This window comes from Streptomyces sp. NPDC102467 (assembly GCF_044765445.1).
Classification (GTDB): domain Bacteria; phylum Actinomycetota; class Actinomycetes; order Streptomycetales; family Streptomycetaceae; genus Streptomyces.
Genome location: NZ_JBIWKA010000021.1, coordinates 109,490 through 124,847, shown reverse-complemented (window position 1 = coordinate 124,847; position 15,358 = coordinate 109,490). Strand labels below are relative to the sequence as shown.

At 70.3% G+C, this 15,358-nt stretch carries 16 protein-coding genes and 2 tRNA genes; 15 read left to right on the top strand and 3 right to left on the bottom strand.

Annotated features, from left to right (window positions below; translation table 11 throughout):
• Positions 1 to 74: 74 nt before the first annotated feature.
• On the bottom strand, positions 75 to 2,165 hold the full coding sequence (locus tag ACIREE_RS36025; protein ID WP_404162123.1) for a hypothetical protein: 2,091 nt from the start codon (positions 2,163 to 2,165) through the stop codon (positions 75 to 77).
• Between the two features lie 263 nt (positions 2,166 to 2,428).
• Between ACIREE_RS36025 and proB the strand changes: the two genes are divergently transcribed.
• The 5 genes from proB (at position 2,429) to ACIREE_RS36000 (ending at position 7,481) form a co-directional block, all read left to right on the top strand.
• Complete coding sequence (gene proB, locus ACIREE_RS36020; protein WP_404162121.1) at positions 2,429 to 3,568, top strand: glutamate 5-kinase; 1,140 nt, start codon at positions 2,429 to 2,431, stop codon at positions 3,566 to 3,568.
• 167 nt (positions 3,569 to 3,735) lie between these two features.
• Complete coding sequence (locus tag ACIREE_RS36015; protein ID WP_404162118.1) at positions 3,736 to 4,212, top strand: hypothetical protein; 477 nt, start codon at positions 3,736 to 3,738, stop codon at positions 4,210 to 4,212.
• A 142-nt stretch (positions 4,213 to 4,354) separates the two neighbouring features.
• Positions 4,355 to 5,644 carry a glutamate-5-semialdehyde dehydrogenase gene (locus ACIREE_RS36010; protein WP_404162115.1) on the top strand — a complete coding sequence of 430 codons (1,290 nt, stop codon included), beginning with the start codon at positions 4,355 to 4,357 and terminating at the stop codon, positions 5,642 to 5,644.
• A 41-nt stretch (positions 5,645 to 5,685) separates the two neighbouring features.
• Complete coding sequence (locus ACIREE_RS36005) at positions 5,686 to 6,303, top strand: hypothetical protein (RefSeq protein WP_404162112.1); 618 nt, start codon at positions 5,686 to 5,688, stop codon at positions 6,301 to 6,303.
• Between the two features lie 89 nt (positions 6,304 to 6,392).
• Entirely contained in the window at positions 6,393 to 7,481 is a 1,089-nt protein-coding gene (locus ACIREE_RS36000; RefSeq protein ID WP_404162109.1) for a hypothetical protein, read from the top strand.
• A gap of 12 nt (positions 7,482 to 7,493) precedes the next feature.
• Here the strand turns inward: ACIREE_RS36000 and ACIREE_RS35995 are convergent, their stop codons facing one another.
• Positions 7,494 to 8,585, bottom strand: a complete 1,092-nt coding sequence (locus ACIREE_RS35995; protein WP_404162106.1) for a M48 family metallopeptidase — start codon at positions 8,583 to 8,585, stop codon at positions 7,494 to 7,496.
• Between the two features lie 134 nt (positions 8,586 to 8,719).
• Between ACIREE_RS35995 and ACIREE_RS35990 the strand changes: the two genes are divergently transcribed.
• The 9 genes from ACIREE_RS35990 to ACIREE_RS35950 all read left to right on the top strand — a co-directional run bounded on the left by ACIREE_RS35990 (position 8,720) and on the right by ACIREE_RS35950 (position 13,937).
• Complete coding sequence (locus ACIREE_RS35990) at positions 8,720 to 8,893, top strand: hypothetical protein (protein ID WP_404162103.1); 174 nt, start codon at positions 8,720 to 8,722, stop codon at positions 8,891 to 8,893.
• A 112-nt stretch (positions 8,894 to 9,005) separates the two neighbouring features.
• Entirely contained in the window at positions 9,006 to 9,170 is a 165-nt protein-coding gene (locus tag ACIREE_RS35985; protein ID WP_404162100.1) for a hypothetical protein, read from the top strand.
• A 46-nt stretch (positions 9,171 to 9,216) separates the two neighbouring features.
• On the top strand, positions 9,217 to 9,879 hold the full coding sequence (nadD, locus tag ACIREE_RS35980; RefSeq protein ID WP_404162097.1) for a nicotinate-nucleotide adenylyltransferase: 663 nt from the start codon (positions 9,217 to 9,219) through the stop codon (positions 9,877 to 9,879).
• Between the two features lie 25 nt (positions 9,880 to 9,904).
• Positions 9,905 to 11,656 carry an LCP family protein gene (locus ACIREE_RS35975; RefSeq protein ID WP_404162094.1) on the top strand — a complete coding sequence of 584 codons (1,752 nt, stop codon included), beginning with the start codon at positions 9,905 to 9,907 and terminating at the stop codon, positions 11,654 to 11,656.
• 150 nt (positions 11,657 to 11,806) lie between these two features.
• The gene (gene rsfS, locus ACIREE_RS35970; RefSeq protein ID WP_404162091.1) at positions 11,807 to 12,265 is read left to right on the top strand and encodes a ribosome silencing factor; all 459 of its coding nucleotides are present in this window, start codon (positions 11,807 to 11,809) and stop codon (positions 12,263 to 12,265) included.
• Positions 12,262 to 12,915 carry a histidine phosphatase family protein gene (locus ACIREE_RS35965; protein WP_404162088.1) on the top strand — a complete coding sequence of 218 codons (654 nt, stop codon included), beginning with the start codon at positions 12,262 to 12,264 and terminating at the stop codon, positions 12,913 to 12,915. The genes rsfS and ACIREE_RS35965 overlap by 4 nt, the downstream gene beginning before the upstream one ends.
• 131 nt (positions 12,916 to 13,046) lie before the next feature.
• Positions 13,047 to 13,119 (top strand) — tRNA-Ala (locus ACIREE_RS35960).
• Positions 13,120 to 13,474: 355 nt separating this feature from the next.
• A complete protein-coding gene (locus tag ACIREE_RS35955) occupies positions 13,475 to 13,693 on the top strand; it encodes a hypothetical protein (RefSeq protein ID WP_404162085.1) in 219 nt (72 codons plus the stop codon).
• 10 nt (positions 13,694 to 13,703) lie between these two features.
• Positions 13,704 to 13,937, top strand: coding sequence for a hypothetical protein (locus ACIREE_RS35950; RefSeq protein WP_356493193.1), 234 nt, complete (start codon positions 13,704 to 13,706; stop codon positions 13,935 to 13,937).
• Here ACIREE_RS35950 and ACIREE_RS35945 read toward each other — a convergent pair.
• Positions 13,906 to 15,099 (bottom strand): glycosyltransferase 87 family protein, encoded by a 1,194-nt coding sequence (locus tag ACIREE_RS35945; RefSeq protein WP_404162082.1) that lies wholly within the window; start codon positions 15,097 to 15,099, stop codon positions 13,906 to 13,908. The genes ACIREE_RS35950 and ACIREE_RS35945 overlap by 32 nt on opposite strands.
• A gap of 146 nt (positions 15,100 to 15,245) precedes the next feature.
• Here ACIREE_RS35945 and ACIREE_RS35940 point away from each other — a divergent pair.
• Positions 15,246 to 15,318: transfer RNA gene (locus tag ACIREE_RS35940), tRNA-Ala, on the top strand.
• Positions 15,319 to 15,358 lie beyond the last annotated feature (40 nt).

Here is a 15,358-nt window from a genome sequence, read left to right as displayed (position 1 = left end):
CCGGCTGGTGGTGAATGAGGAAGGGCCCGGGAGAAATCTCCCGGGCCCTTCCTCATGTCCGCGCGCGGCAGGCGCTACGCGGTGACGTCCTCCGACTCCGGAGCGGCCTCCGCCGCCAGCGCGTCGGCCACCTGCTCCTCCACGGAGTCCTCACGCTGCGCGGGGATCTCCGCGTCGCCGCGCGCGGCCATCCGCACGCGGCGCTCGTCGGCGCGGGCGCACAGGGCGGCCACGCCCGCGTTGAAACGGTCGATGGACGGCGGGTCCGAGGGGCCCAGGAGGTGCTCCTTGAGCTCCAGACGCGCCTCGGCGTACACATCCTCGCTCTCGCCGCGAACGGCCGCGAGAAGGCCGGGTACGCCCTTCGCGTCGGGTGCCAGGATCGTGGCGGCGCTCACTGTCGGGAAACCGGTGCGGAAATCCGCCTCCGACAGGCCCGAGGTGTTCGCGACGGCGTACGGCTTCTCGCCGGCCAGCCAGTCGGAGACGACCGAGGAGACGTCGGAGACGAGCACGTCGGCCTGGTTGAAGCAGGTGAAGATCGCGGGGCGGGCCTCGGTGACGATCAGGTGCTCCCACTCGGGGAACGAGGCCCAGTAGGCCTGCTCCCACGCCGCCGTCGCCTCGGCCACGGCGGCCTGCCGGTCACCGTCGGGGCGGCCCTGCAGCAGCATCTTCTCCATCTCGTCGGCGCTGGTGCGGAACGACGTGGAGGTCAGCTTGTCGAGCGCCGCGGCACTGCGCGTCAGCTCGGCGGCGGCCTCGGGGCCGGGGCGGGCGCCTGAGCGGCGGGTGTTGGCCTCGCGGATCATCGCCATGATGCGCGCGTTGGCGGCACCCGCGGCGGGGACCTGCGAACCGGTCATCGGGTGCGGCTTGTAGATCAGCCGCACCCGGTCGTCGGCGAGCAGGTGCCGCACGATGTTCTCGCCGGCCAGGATCACCGAGGTGTTCCCGGGGTTGCCGTCCCAGCCCTCCCACGTGGGGGCGTACAGGACATTGGTGAACGCACCCTTAGCGGGGCCCGTGCCGACCGTGATCGGGGCCAGCTGCGGGCGGCCCACCTCGACGACGTCCTTGTCCTCGACGCCGACATCGGCCAGCTGGTAGCGCTCGCGGGCCGCGGGGCCCGCCACCCACACCTCGTCGTAGGCCTTCGCGTACGGGTTGCAGGACGAGAGCTTGTCGGACTCGCCGTGGTTGATGAACGCGTGCTTGACCGTCGGGATGCGCAGCACCTGCGAGGTCTTCGCCGCGTTCGCCGGGTGCAGCATCATCTTCAGCGTCGAGTTCTCCAGGGAGAACATCGAGGCGACCTTCGGGAAGCAGATGATCGGCACGTCGGTGGCGTCGATCTTGTTCACCATGAAGCGCTCGCGCAGCACGATCAGCGGCCTGCCGTCCACGTCGGCGAGCGTGGAGAGCCACATGTTCGCCTGGTACGCGGAGGTGGTGCCGCCCGAGAAGTACATGGCCACGGTCGGCTTGTAGTTCGCCAGCCACTTGTCCAGCCACGCCATGACCTTCGCCTCGCTCAGCGCCCGCTTCTTGGGCAGCAGCCAGGTGGCCAGGTACAGCGTGCCGCCGCCGAACAGGACGATCGAGACGCCGATGCCGATGCCGCCCCAGATCGCGTCGGTCGTCGCGGCCGTGATCAGCAGGCCGACGGTGGCCGGGATCGAGAAGGTCAGCATCCGGTGGCTGGAGCGGCGGGCCAGGATGCGCGGCGGGGCGGCGGACAGCCGCAGCGCCGAGGCGTCGATGTTGCGCGTGAGGATCGGCAGCGTGCGGGTGCGGCGCACCAGGACCGCGGCGGCCTGGCAGCCGAAGTGCAGCACGTACACGGCCAGCAGCGCGAACAGCAGCGGCGCCTGCTCGCCCAGCGGCTCGATGCCGTCGATGCGCAGCAGGCCGACGAGGATCAGCATGTCGCGCAGCAGCTGCCGCACGGTGACGTCGAAGCGCACCTTGCCCAGGAGGGTCAGCAGGCCCGGCTGCTTGTACTGCATATACGTGTCGAGGGCGAGACCGGCCGCGCTCGCGGCGACGAACACCGGAACGTACGGAAGGGACGCGCTGACGAGCTGGGCCACATATAGCGCGAACATCGCGAACAGCGTGGAGAGCTGCACGATGCGGCGCGGGGCAAGTCCGGCGGAGGGCACGGGCTGGGCTCCTGGCAGGAAGTAGGAGGGGATCAGGGAGGGGGAGCGTGGGGGTGATCCACCTCGGTGAAGAGACTGACCACTGACCGTATGACTTTCAGAGGTCCCGTAGCAATCCTCCGTGAGGGCAATCACCCGATAAAGGGGCAAAGGACATGGAACCCGAGGGACCAAATTCCCGTCAGGGCCCGGTGTCCGGGGGTGTTGTCCGCTCCTCGAAACCCGAGAGCGTCCGGCTGGTCACGTCACGTAGATTGCTGAGCATGTCAGGGGCAACACGTGGGGCACGGCAGGGCGTGGCGGAAGCGCGCCGGATCGTGGTCAAGGTCGGATCGTCATCGCTCACCACGGCCGCGGGGGGCCTGGACGCGGACCGCGTCGACGCCCTCGTCGACGTCCTGGCGAAGCAGCGCTCCGGCGGGGAGCGGGAGATCGTCCTCGTCTCCTCCGGCGCCATCGCCGCCGGGCTCGCCCCGCTCGGCCTGACCCGCCGCCCCAAGGACCTCGCCCGCCAGCAGGCCGCGGCGAGCGTGGGACAGGGCCTCCTGGTGGCGCGCTACACCGCGTCCTTCGCCCGCTACGGCGTCCGCGTCGGGCAGCTCCTGCTCACCAGCGACGACATGGCACGCCGCACCCACCACCGCAACGCCTCGCGCACCGTCGACCAGCTCCTCGCGATGGGCGCCTTCCCCGTCGTCAACGAGAACGACACGGTCGCCACCGACGAGATCCGCTTCGGCGACAACGACCGGCTCGCCGCCCTTGTCGCCCACCTCGTCCACGCCGACCTGCTGGTTCTCCTCTCCGACGTGGACGGCCTCTACGACGGCGACCCGAGCAGGCCCGGCAGCTCCCGCGTCGCCGAGGTGCGCGGCCCCGCCGACATCGCGCACGTCAAGATCGGCAGCGCCGGCAAGGCGGGCGTCGGCACCGGCGGCATGGTCACCAAGGTCGAGGCCGCCTCGATCGCGGCCGCGGCCGGTATCCCCGTCGTCCTCACCAGCGCCAGCCACGTCGCCGACGCCCTCGCCGCCCGCGACACCGGCACGTACTTCCACCGCACGGGCCGGCGCAGCGCGGACCGGCTGCTGTGGCTCCAGCACGCGTCCACTCCGCGCGGCGCGATCACTCTGGACGACGGTGCCGTACGGGCCGTGGTCGAGCGGCGGACCTCACTGCTGCCGGCCGGGATCGCCGCCGTGGAGGGCGAGTTCAGCGCGGGCGACCCCGTCGAACTGCGCGACGGGAGCGGCCGTGCGGTCGCCCGCGGCCTGGTCAACTTCGACGCGAAGGAGATCCCCCAGCTGATCGGCCGCTCCACCCGGGAGCTCGCCCGCGACCTCGGCCCCGCCTACGAACGAGAAGTCGTACACAGGGACGATCTGGTCCTCCTCAGGGCGTGATCCGTGCCCGTCTGCCTTCGAAACCGTTGTGCAATCGGCCGAAAGCCTGCCACCCGAGGGGGACCTTCCTCAAAACCACCCCACGGCGTCTCGTGTCCTGCTCAACTCTTGATGCAGGGACCTCATGCAGGGAAGTTCCGCACGACCATTGCGCAAAGGAGGCCGTCGTGAGACGAGCGCGCCCGGGGGCGACGCCCCGAGGGTCGGCGGAGCGGGCACTGACCAGCGTGGCTGCCGGGGACGCGTACGACGAGGGGACCGCGGGCGACTTCGGCTCCGACGCCGGGCCGATGGCCGAAGAGGGACCCCGCCTGTGGCACATCACGCTCAGCGTCTCGGGCGCCGAGGCCCCCCTCGCGGAGGTCCGCCGGGGCCTCGAACAACTTGCTCACGACCACCCCTTCCTGCTGACCAGCCGCTATGCCGTCGACCATGCGGAGATCCGCTACTGGGAAGAGGCCCGCGACCTGCACGACGCGGCGGCCGTGGCGTTGCGCCTGTGGGGCGAGCACCGCCAGACGTCGCAGCTGCCGCCCTGGGAGATCGTCGGCCTGGAGGTCATCGACCGCCAGACCTATCACCACCGCATCGCGGAGGGTTATGGCCCGCTTCCCGCGACCCCGGTGGGCGTGCACCCTTTCTGAGGCCTGCTTCCCAGGTCTGTTTCCCGGTCCGTCCTCAAACCTCCGACGGCCCGAATCGCCGCCGAACCTGCAGCTTTCGGCCATGTCTCAGCCTCCGGAACAGGACCTGGACGCCCGCCCGTCCCCCGTTACCCTGCGGAGCATGACGTCGCCTTCGCTCAACCCGTACGACTCGATGACCCCGGTCACCCGGGTCGCCTACCGCGCCCGCGCCGCCGCCAACGACCTCGCCCCGCTGCCGCGCGCGGAGAAGGACGACGCGCTCGCCGCCATCGCCGACGCCCTCGAGGTCCGCACCGCCGAGATCGTCGAGGCCAACGCCGAGGACATCGCCCGCGCCCGCGAGGCCGGCACCAGCGAGTCGATCATCGACCGGCTGACCCTGACCCCCGAGCGGGTCCGCGCCATCGCCTCCGACGTACGCGACGTCATCGCCCTGCCCGACCCGGTCGGCACGGTCGTCCGCGGCAACACCCTGCCGAACGGGATCGACCTGCGCCAGGTCCGAGTCCCGCTCGGCGTCGTCGGCATCATCTACGAAGCCCGCCCGAACGTCACGGTCGACGCCGCCGCCCTCTGCCTCAAGTCGGGCAACGCCGTACTCCTGCGCGGCAGTTCCTCCGCGTACGCCTCGAACACCGCGCTCGTGCGCGTGCTGCGCGACGCCGTCGGCGGCAGCGGCCTGCCCGCCGACGCCATCCAGCTCGTGCCCGGCGAGAGCCGCGACTCGGTCACCGAACTCATGCGCGCCCGCGGCCTCGTCGACGTCCTCATCCCGCGCGGCGGCGCCTCCCTCATCAAGAACGTCGTGGAGAACTCGATCGTGCCCGTGATCGAGACCGGCACCGGCAACTGCCACGTGTACGTCGACGCCGACACGGACCTCGACATGGCCGTCGACATCCTCGTCAACTCCAAGGCCCAGCGCCCCTCCGTCTGCAACGCCGCCGAGACGCTCCTCGTCCACCAGGACATCGCCGACGCGTTCGTGCCGCGCGCCCTGGACGCGCTCGCCGACGCGGGCGTCACCGTCCACGCCGACCCGCGGATCCTCGCCTACGCCGACCGGTCCAAGGCCACCGTCGTCGAGGCGACCCACGACGACTGGGAGACCGAGTACCTCTCGTACGACATCGCGGCCGCCGTCGTCGACGACCTCGACAAGGCCGTCGAGCACATCCGGCTCTGGTCCTCCGGGCACACGGAGGCCATCGTCACCACCTCCCAGCAGGCCGCCCGCCGCTTCACCCAGCTCGTCGACTCCACGACCGTCGCGGTCAACGCCTCCACCCGCTTCACCGACGGCGGCCAGTTCGGCTTCGGCGCCGAGATCGGCATCTCCACGCAGAAGCTGCACGCCCGCGGTCCGATGGGGCTCCCGGAACTGACGAGCACCAAGTACATCGTCACGGGCGACGGCCACACCCGTTAAGCAATGTCTTGTGGGGTGAATTCCCTTACCGTCTGCCCAAAATGACCCCTCAGGTCTACTCTGGACAGGTGCCGGAGGACGTGGGGGGCGCGCCGTTCCCGGACGGCTGGGAGCCCGACGACGACCACGACCGCGGGGGCTGGGACGAAGAGTTCGCCTCCGTGGTCTTCGACGAGGACTTCGTGAAGGCCGCCGAAGTCCATGAGCCCACCGCGGTGGAGCGGCTGCTCGCCGCCGCCCAGGCGCGCGCCGAGGCCCAGGAGGCCGAGGCCCGCAGGGCGCGCACCCGCCGCGGCCCCGACGACGACTTCTACGACGACGGCGAAGGGTTCGGGGCGGCCGACGCGAGCCGGTTCGGCCACGTGCCGGACGACGCCGACGGCCTGTACGAGGAAGGCCTTGAGGCCGACGGCAGGGCCGGAGCGCACGCGAGCATGGTCCGCTGGCGCAGGCCCATCGCCTGGGCCCTGGCCCTGCTCATGGGCATCGGCATGGTCGCCCTGGCCTTCACGGCCGTCTACCGGGGCGCCGCCGCGGGCCGCCAGGACCGGGTTCCGCCGCCCGCGACGACGGAGTTGGAGAAGAGCGTCCCGAGCGTGCCCTCCGCCTCGGCGGACTATTCCCAGCCGGCGGTTTCCGCGGTCCCGCGGACGCCCTGAGCGGCTGCGGACCGTCCGCGCGGGGCGCTGTCGGAAGTTGTCGTGCACCAGGGCGTTTACCGGAGGTCCAGGAGACCTACCCTGAAGGTATGGGCGGGCCAGTGGACCCACCGGAGGGGCCACCGGAAGGCGGACCAGGCGGTGGCGGCGCAAGCGACGACGAGTACCGATCCGTCGTGTTCGACGAGTCGTTCGTCCGGGCTGCCCGCCTCCAGGAGTTCTCGGCGCAGGAGCGGATCTCCGACCACGCGCCCGCCGTGCGCCGCACGCCCGCGCTGCGCCGTGGCCTGACCAGGCAGGCCGTCATACTCGTCGTCCTGATCGTCATCGCCTTCGGCACCGCGATCTACATGGGCGTGCGCAGCCCGTACCGCACGACCGCCGTCGCCCGGCACGGCGAACCGCTGCGGATGACCGTGATCCCGCTCGCCCCGACCGGGGCGGTCCCGGGCGCCGCTTCCGTCCACGACCTGTACGAGCACAGCCCCGCCGCCCGGTTCCGCACCGCCGCCGACGGCATCGCGCTGCCGACCCCCGTCCGCCGCACCGCGCACTTCTCCGACAGCCAGGTCGTCGCCGCGCTGACCACCGTCAAGGACTACCTCGTCGACTCCTCGCTCGACCCCGACGTGCTCACCGGGGGAGCGGTCAGGAGCGTGCGCATGCTCGTCGACCCGCAGCAGCTCGACCAGTTCGACCAGAGCTTCGACCAGCCCGTCGTGGACGGGCGGCACGCGGCGACCGGCTGGCTCGTCCGCTTCGACCCGGCACAGGCAGAGCTCGCCGACCCGCACATCCGCGTCCAGGGCACGCTGCACGCCGCCGAGACCGACACGGACTCCCTCGAAGTGACCTCCGACCACACCTTCGTGTACGCGCTGCGCCCCGTCGGCACCGCCGCCGGCGACAGGGCGCGGGCCTCCCTGTTCACGGTCCGCCGCGAGCTGCACTTCCGCTTCGACCGCGAGGACCTGCGCAACCACCAGGCCGAACTGCTCGTGTCCTACCTCCAGGCGGGCCCGCTCTCCTGCTCCGTGGACGCCGCCGAGCGGCTGCACCCGCTGCTCGCCGGAGAGACGGCGAAGAAGGACGGCCCGGCGGGCACCGACCCGTACGCGACGGGCGGTGCGACCGCGCTGTGCGGCGCGCTCGCACCGAGCGCCCAGCCGTCCGTCTGACAGCGCGCTGTCTCAGCTCTCGCCGGGGTCGTCCTGAGCGCCGTGGTTGCCGGTGTTGCCACCGCCCCCGTTGCCGAAGCCGCCGAAGCCGCGCTTCACCCGGCCGCCCAGGTCGCCCGCGCCGCCCGCGATGTCGCTGACCAGCTTCATCAGCGGGTCCTTCGAGTTCTTGACGTGGTCGGTGTAGTGCGCGGCGGACTCCCGGAAGGAGTCGGTCACCGAGGTCTCCTTGTCCTCGGTGCGGCGCGGGTAGTGGCCGTCCATGAGGCGCTGGAAGTCACGCGACTCCGCCCACTTCTTCAGCTCCGCGGCCCGCACCGTCGTGAAGGGGTGGGAGCGCGGCATCACGTTCAGGATCTTCAGCACGGAGTCGCGCAGATCGCCCCCGGCCTCGTACTCCTCGGCCTGCTTGAGGAACGCGTCCACGTTCATCTCGTGCAGATGGTTGCCGCCCGCGATCTTCATCAGGCCGCGCATCGAGGACTGCAGGTCCTGGCCGACCAGCAACCCGGCGCGGTCCGCGGAGAGTTCGGACTTGCGGAACCACTCGCGCAGCGCCGTCACGATCGCCATGATCGCGAGGTTGCCGAGCGGGATCCACGCCACCCGCAGCGCGAGGCTGGTCAGGAAGAGCAGTATCGTCCGGTAGACCGAGTGCCCGGACAGCGCGTGGCCCACCTCGTGGCCGACGACCGCCCGCATCTCCTCCTCGTCGAGCAGCTCCACCAGACCGGTGGTGACGACGATGATCGGCTCGTCCAGGCCGATGCACATCGCGTTCGGCTGCGGGTCCTGGTTGACGTACATCGGCGGGACCTTCTCCAGGTCCAGGATGTAACAGGCGTCCCGCAGCATCGAGTTGAGGTGCGCGAACTGCTCGTCCGAGACGCGCACGGAGTCCGACAGGAACAGCAGACGCAGGCTGCGCTCCGGCAGCAGACCGCTCAGTGCCTTGAAGACGGTGTCGAACCCGGTGAGCTTGCGCAGCGCCACCAGGGCCGAGCGGTCCGCGGGGTGCTCGTACGCCCGCGAGGAGATTCCCGGGAAGCGCCTGCGCTGCCTGCTGGGTACGTTCTCGTGCTGCTCGTTCGGTACGTCGGGCATGCGGCCCCCCATGTCGATGGCATGTCGATGGCATGTTGCTGGCATGCCGGTGTGGTTCGGTTGTGCCCCCAAGGCGGGATCCACATTAGGCGGAGATACCGTGGCGGGGCAGCACACAGAAGGAGCGAACCGTGATGGATCACCACACCGGCGCCGCCGGACTCGGGCACATCGTCAATGCCGCCGCGTCCGGCCAGGGCCCAGGGAACCTGTTGCGCATCGTGATCGTCGTCGGCGTGCTCGGCGCCCTCTTCATGGCCTGGTTCCTGCTGCGCGGCTACAAGCGCGACGACTCCTCCGACGACTGATCCGAGGATTTGGACCCGTACGGCAGAGTCGGCGTGAGTGCCGCGAGCACCCCCGCTTACGATGGGCCGGAAGTCTTTATCCCGATCCCACACCGGATAGGTCCTGCTGACGATGACCCTGCCAAGCACCGCTGCCCAGCTGGCCACTCTCGCCGCCGAGGGCGGCGAGCACGGCGGCAACCACGAGAGCCTCAGCCCCCTAGTGACCGGTGGCGGCGCCTTCGTCATCCTGCTTCTGCTGCTGTGGATCGTGACCCGCTTCAACCGCGACCGCTGAGCCGGGGGCGCGGACCACTCCGATCGGGCCAGTAGGCTCTGCACGCATGGGAGCGCAGGACATGCCTACCGGCCCGGTCAACAGCCCGGCCGGCGGCCCGGATCACGAGTGGGTGTCACCCGCCAAGCGACGTCTCGGCGTCATGGGCGGAACGTTCGACCCGATCCACCACGGACACCTGGTGGCGGCCAGTGAGGTCGCCGCGCAGTTCCACCTCGACGAGGTGGTGTTCGTGCCGACCGGGAAGCCGTGGCAGAAGAGCGACAAGCAGGTCTCACCGGCCGAGGACCGTTATCTGATGACGGTCATCGCGACCGCCGAGAACCCGCAGTTCTCGGTGAGCCGCATCGACCTCGACCGCGGCGGCCCGACGTACACCACGGACACCCTGCGCGATCTGCGTGCGCTCAATCCGGAAACGGACCTCTTCTTCATCACAGGTGCGGACGCCCTGGGTCAGATCCTCACCTGGCGTTACACCGAAGAGCTCTTCTCCCTGGCACACTTCATCGGCGTCACCCGGCCCGGACATCCGCTCACCGACCCGGGCCTCCCGGAGGGCGGTGTCTCGCTCGTCGAGGTGCCGGCTCTCGCGATCTCGTCCACGGACTGCCGGGACAGGGTCGCCAAGGGAGACCCCATCTGGTACATGGTGCCGGACGGTGTGGTGCGCTACATCGACAAGCGCCAGCTGTACCGAGGCGAATGACCCTGCACCGCCGAGAGGGGCATCGGTGAACGACCGCTACGACGGTTACGACCAGCGCAACGATGAATACGAGCTGGTCGGCTACGACGAGTTCGGCCAGCCGGTGTACCGGCAGGTCCAGCAGGCGCCGTCGTACGAGCAGAACGCGGCGGGCCCGGGGTACGGATACGGCTACGACCCGTATGCGACCGGGCAGCAGCAGCCGGTGCCGCCGGCTCCGCCGCAGCGGCCCGCGCACTCCTACGACCCGTACGGAGCCGGGACCTACGACCCGTACGGGCAGGCCGCCGGGACCGGTGAGCAGCCCCGGGCCACCCAGCAGACGCACCAGCCCCAGCAGACGCACCAGGTGCCCCAACAGGCGCATCAGATGCCTCAGCAGTCGCATCGCGCGCCTCAGCATCACCCGCCTCAGCAAGCGCCTCAGCAGACCGAGCAGTCCACCGCCTACATTCCGCAGCAGGCGCCGCCGCCGCAGGAACCCGAGCGGCAGGCCCGCGCGTCGCAGCAGGACCGCGACTACCGCACCGAGCAGTTCTCCTTCGTGGAGGAGCCGGACGAGAACTCCGAAGACGTCATCGACTGGCTGGCGTTCACCGAGTCGCGCAGTGAGCGGCGCGGGGAGGCCAAGCGGCGCGGCCGCAACCGGGTCGTCGCCCTCGTCGTCGTACTCGCCCTGTGCCTGGTCGGCGGCGTCGGCTACCTCTGGTACGCGAACAAGCTGCCGTTCCTGTCCAAGGACGACGCGAAGGCGGGCGGCGCGGCCGCGACCGGTCCGCAGAACCGGGACGTCATCGTCGTCCACCTGCACAACACCAAGGGCGGCGGCACCTCGTCGGCGCTGCTCGTCAACAACGCCACGACCAAGCAGGGCAGCACCGTGCTGCTGCCCAACTCCCTTGCCCTGACGGACGACGACGGCACGGCCACCACGCTCGGCAAGTCCGTCGACGACGACGGCTCCTCCGGCACCAGCGGCTCGATCGACACCCTGCTCGGCACGGACGTCGAGGGCACCTGGCGGCTCGACACCCCCTACCTCAACAACCTCGTCGAGCTCGTCGGCAACATCGACATCGACACGAACACGGACGTCCCCGACCCGGCCAAGAAGGGCACGTTCCTCGTCCACAAGGGCGAGGCCCAGACCCTCGGCGGCGCGGCGGCCGTCGCCTACGCCACGTACCAGGCCAAGGGCGAGGCCGAGACGGCGCAGCTCATGCGGTTCGGGCAGGTCATGCAGGGCGTGCTGCGCAAGCTGTCGTCCGACCCGCAGGCCGCGACGACCACCGTGCAGACGCTCGCCCAGATCCTCGACCCGTCGCTGACGGAGAAGGACCTCGGCGCGTTCCTCGCCAAGCTCGCCGACCACGCCAAGGAGGGCGACTACAAGACCGCCCTGCTGCCGGTCCAGCAGAGCGGCACCCTCTCCGAGGCCGCCGCGAACTCCGTGGTGAAGGACGTCCTCGGCGGCACCGTCAAGGCCCCCGCCAAGGGCGACTCGCTGCGCGTCGCCATCAAGAACGCCACCGGCGACAAGGCCCGCACCGAGAAGGCCCGCGTCGCCCTGGTCAACGGCGGCTACACCTTCGTTGAGGGCGGCACCGGGACCGCGGCGGCCGCGTCGCAGGTCACCTACGCCGACGACGCCCGCAAGCAGGACGCGGTCGAGGTGGCCAAGACGCTCGGCCTGCCGACCTCGGCGGTGCGGAAGAACAAGGCCGCGGCCAACGCGGACGTGGCCGTCGTCCTCGGCCAGGACTACACCGGCAAGTGACCCTCCTGGTGACCCCGGACCCGGCGCGGATTCTCCGCGCACCGGGGTCACCAGGAACGCAGTGAGGCCATCCGGCGGTCCGTGAGACCCTTGAGGTACCCCCGGCACGGATATCTCGGGGGTTTCTGACCGCCGACGGAAAGCCATGTAGTGACCGCCACTGACCGTTCCATCGAGCTCATCACCGTCGCCGCACAGGCGGCTGCCGACAAGCTCGCGCACGACATCATCGCCTACGACGTCAGCGACGTGCTGTCCATCACGGACGCCTTCCTGCTCGCCTCGGCGCCCAACGACCGCCAGGTCAAGTCGATCGTCGACGCGATCGAGGAGCAGCTGAACAAGCAGCTCGGCAGCAAGCCGGTCCGCCGCGAGGGCGACCGCGACGCCCGCTGGATCCTGCTCGACTACGTCGACATCGTCGTCCACGTCCAGCACAGCGAGGAGCGTGTCTTCTACGCCCTCGAGCGGCTGTGGAAGGACTGCCCCGAGCTCGACCTGCCGGCCGACGCCAAGGCCACCCGCGGCAAGGGCGCCGAGCACTCCCAGCGCGAGCAGGCCGCGGCGGAAGCGGAGGACATCCGCGAACTCGGCGGTGAGGTCCTTTGACCAGCGGCTCCTCCCAGCGGGGCCGCCGCGTCGTCCTGTGGCGGCACGGCCAGACGTCCTGGAACCTGGAGCGCCGCTTCCAGGGCAGCACGGACATCGAGCTGACCGAGACCGGTGTCGCCCAGGCGCGCCGGGCCGCGCGCCTGCTCGCCTCGCTGAAGCCGGACGCCATCGTGGCCTCCGACCTTCAGCGGGCCGCCGCCACCGCCGCCGAGCTGACCGCCCTGACCGGTCTCGACGCCACGTACGACGAGGGGCTGCGGGAGACGTACGCCGGTGACTGGCAGGGCCTCACGCACGACGAGATCATCGCCCGGTACGGCGAGCAGTACGCCGCGTGGAAGCGCGGCGAGCCGGTGCGCCGTGGCGGGGGCGAGCTGGAGACCGAGGTCGCCGACCGGGCGGCGCCCGTCGTGCTGCGGCACGCGGACAAGCTGCCGGACGACGGCCTGCTCGTCGTGGTCAGCCACGGCGGCACCATCCGCACCACGATCGGTCGCCTCCTGGGTCTTGAGTCCCGGCACTGGGAGGGACTCGGGGGTCTGTCGAACTGCTGCTGGTCCGTCCTCGGCGAGGGCGCGCGCGGCTGGCGGCTGCTCGAGCACAACGCGGGCACACTGCCCGAGCCCGTCCTCGGCGACGACGACTGATCCGGTCCCCGCGGGCCGCGGGGACCGGATTTCACTTTCGGGCAGGTCGCAAGCTAAAGTTCTTCTTGTTCGGGCCGCCGGGAAAACCGGCGAGAAGAACAGTGAGAAGGACCGCGAGAAGATCGCGGCGCGGGGCTATAGCTCAGTTGGTAGAGCGCCTGCATGGCATGCAGGAGGTCAGGAGTTCAATTCTCCTTAGCTCCACAGAAGTTCCTGTTGTACAGGTTCGTTCACAGGTGCCGAAGATCCCGTCCCGTCAGGGGCGGGATTTTTCGTTGTCCGCGCGCGGCCTTCCCCGTCGGCCGGCTCCTCGGCGCGGCCGCCCCCGGGACACCTTTCCTCAACCGCTTTGAGGCATCAGGGGCCTTCGGGGCGTATACCTCCGCGGACGCGCTGCTGGTAAGCGCTTATGCGCTGGCCGGAGCGGCTGCCCTGGGTGCCGTATCCGGACTGGTACGCAGGCGTCGCTGACCGTATTGCTCCGGCCGTGGCAGAATCGGACGACCGGAAGGGGGCTGCGTCCGACCGACGAAGACGGCCCGACGGGAGGGAGTGCACGATGCCCTTGAGCATCAATGAGGAGGCCGACCGCCTCCTCGGCGTGGCAGTGCCACTTGTCGAGCCCCCGCCCCCGTCCCGTTCTTCCGGTGATGCTCTCCTCGTCATAGATGTCCTGCTCAACTGTCCGTCCTGCGGTTCCTTCCACGTCGCCCAGATGCTGGGTGACAACGGTGGGATCTCGTACGTGTGCACGGCCTGCGGCCACAGCTGGAGCTGAGCAGATCGACATGGGGTCACACAGGAGGAAGTGCGATTGGTGCGGCAGCGGTACGCCCATCGTGCGCGACATGGAGCCGGTGAACCCGGACTACCAGTACTGGTGCGAGGAGTGCGCGCGGGCGCTGATCATAAAGGGCGACCCGATCGAGACGTATCGGGAGCTGGAGGGCGAGCCGATCTACGGCCGACTCCTCGACGAGCACTGCACCCTCAAGCGGTTCTACTCGTTCGCCAGAGCCTGAACCCGGAGTACATCAAGAAGGCGTACGCCACGCCTACGTAGAGCGCCGACAGAGCCAATTGCCCACCGTTCTGGTGCAGTTCGAGCCTGCCCTGGCCGTGCGGCACCCACCACAGTGCGTACGAGCAGAACAGCGCCGCCAGCACGGCGGCGGTGCGTCCGCGGCCGGACTCTCGAACCAGGAGGACCAGGGGTACGCACCACACCCAGTGGTGGGACCAGGAGACCGGACTGACCAGGAGCGCCGTCGTGGCGCACGCCACCACTGCCTGGGCCCGCCGGCCTCGCAGCGCCGCGGCGACGGCGACCGCGAGGCCGAGAGCGCCCGTCACGGCGGCGCCGAGGGCCCACCACGGGCTGGGGTCGCCGGTGTGCAGCAGCCGGGCCAGGACGCCGCGCAGCGACTGGTTGGCGGTGTCCTCGGCGTGCCCCACCCGGCCCGCCTCGAAGACCATCCGGGTCCAGAAGAGGCGGGAGTCGTACGGCAGGGCCACGGCGGCCAGTGTCGTGGCGCCGACGAACGCACATCCCGCCACGCACGCCTGCCGCAGCCACGGCCGCCAGGCGCCCCTCCCGGTCACGGCCAGCGTGATCCCCGTACACACCAGAAAGACGGCGAACAGGGCCGGCGTCAGCTTGATCGCGGCCGCCACTCCGATGCCCACGCCCGCCCAGCGGTGGCCCGGCCGCCGTGTCAGATCCCACAGGACCAGCACGGCCAGCAGGAGATTGACCTGCCCGTAGCGCAGTGTCGTCCACACCGGCTCGCACCACACGGCGCCCGCCGCCACCCACAAGCCCTGCTCCACGCGCGCGCGGCGCCCCACGAGACGCAGGGACAGATGCGCGAAGGCGACAAGAAGGGCGAGGTTCGCCACGGTCGCCGCGGCCCGCATGGTGGTGACGTCCAGCAGCGTCAGCGGGGTGAACAGCAGCGCGGCGAACGGCGGGTACGTGGTGGGCAGTCGGGCATGCGTGGTGCGCAGCGCATACAGGTCGCCGCCCGCTCTTACGGTCGCGCCCTCCGCTCTGTAGACCATCAAATCGATCATCGAGACATGGGCGGCGCGCTGGGCGATCCAGAAGCTCACGAAGGAGAGCAGACAGACGGCCAGGGCTGCGGGCACACGGCGATGGGTGCGGGGCAGGACGAGCACGGTCACGTCAGGGGACCCTAGTGGTCGTTTCCTTCCGGTTTCTCCATAGAGCGGGTCAGATGGGAATCGAGTTGGTGATGCACCTGGGTGACCGTGTAATGTTGGCGACGCCGCCGGGGAAACCGACAGGAAAACCTGGCGGACCAAGGCACGGGGCTATAGCTCAGTTGGTAGAGCGCCTGCATGGCATGCAGGAGGTCAGGAGTTCAATTCTCCTTAGCTCCACAAGAGTTGAAAGCGGGCCATCCCATCGGATGGCCCGCTT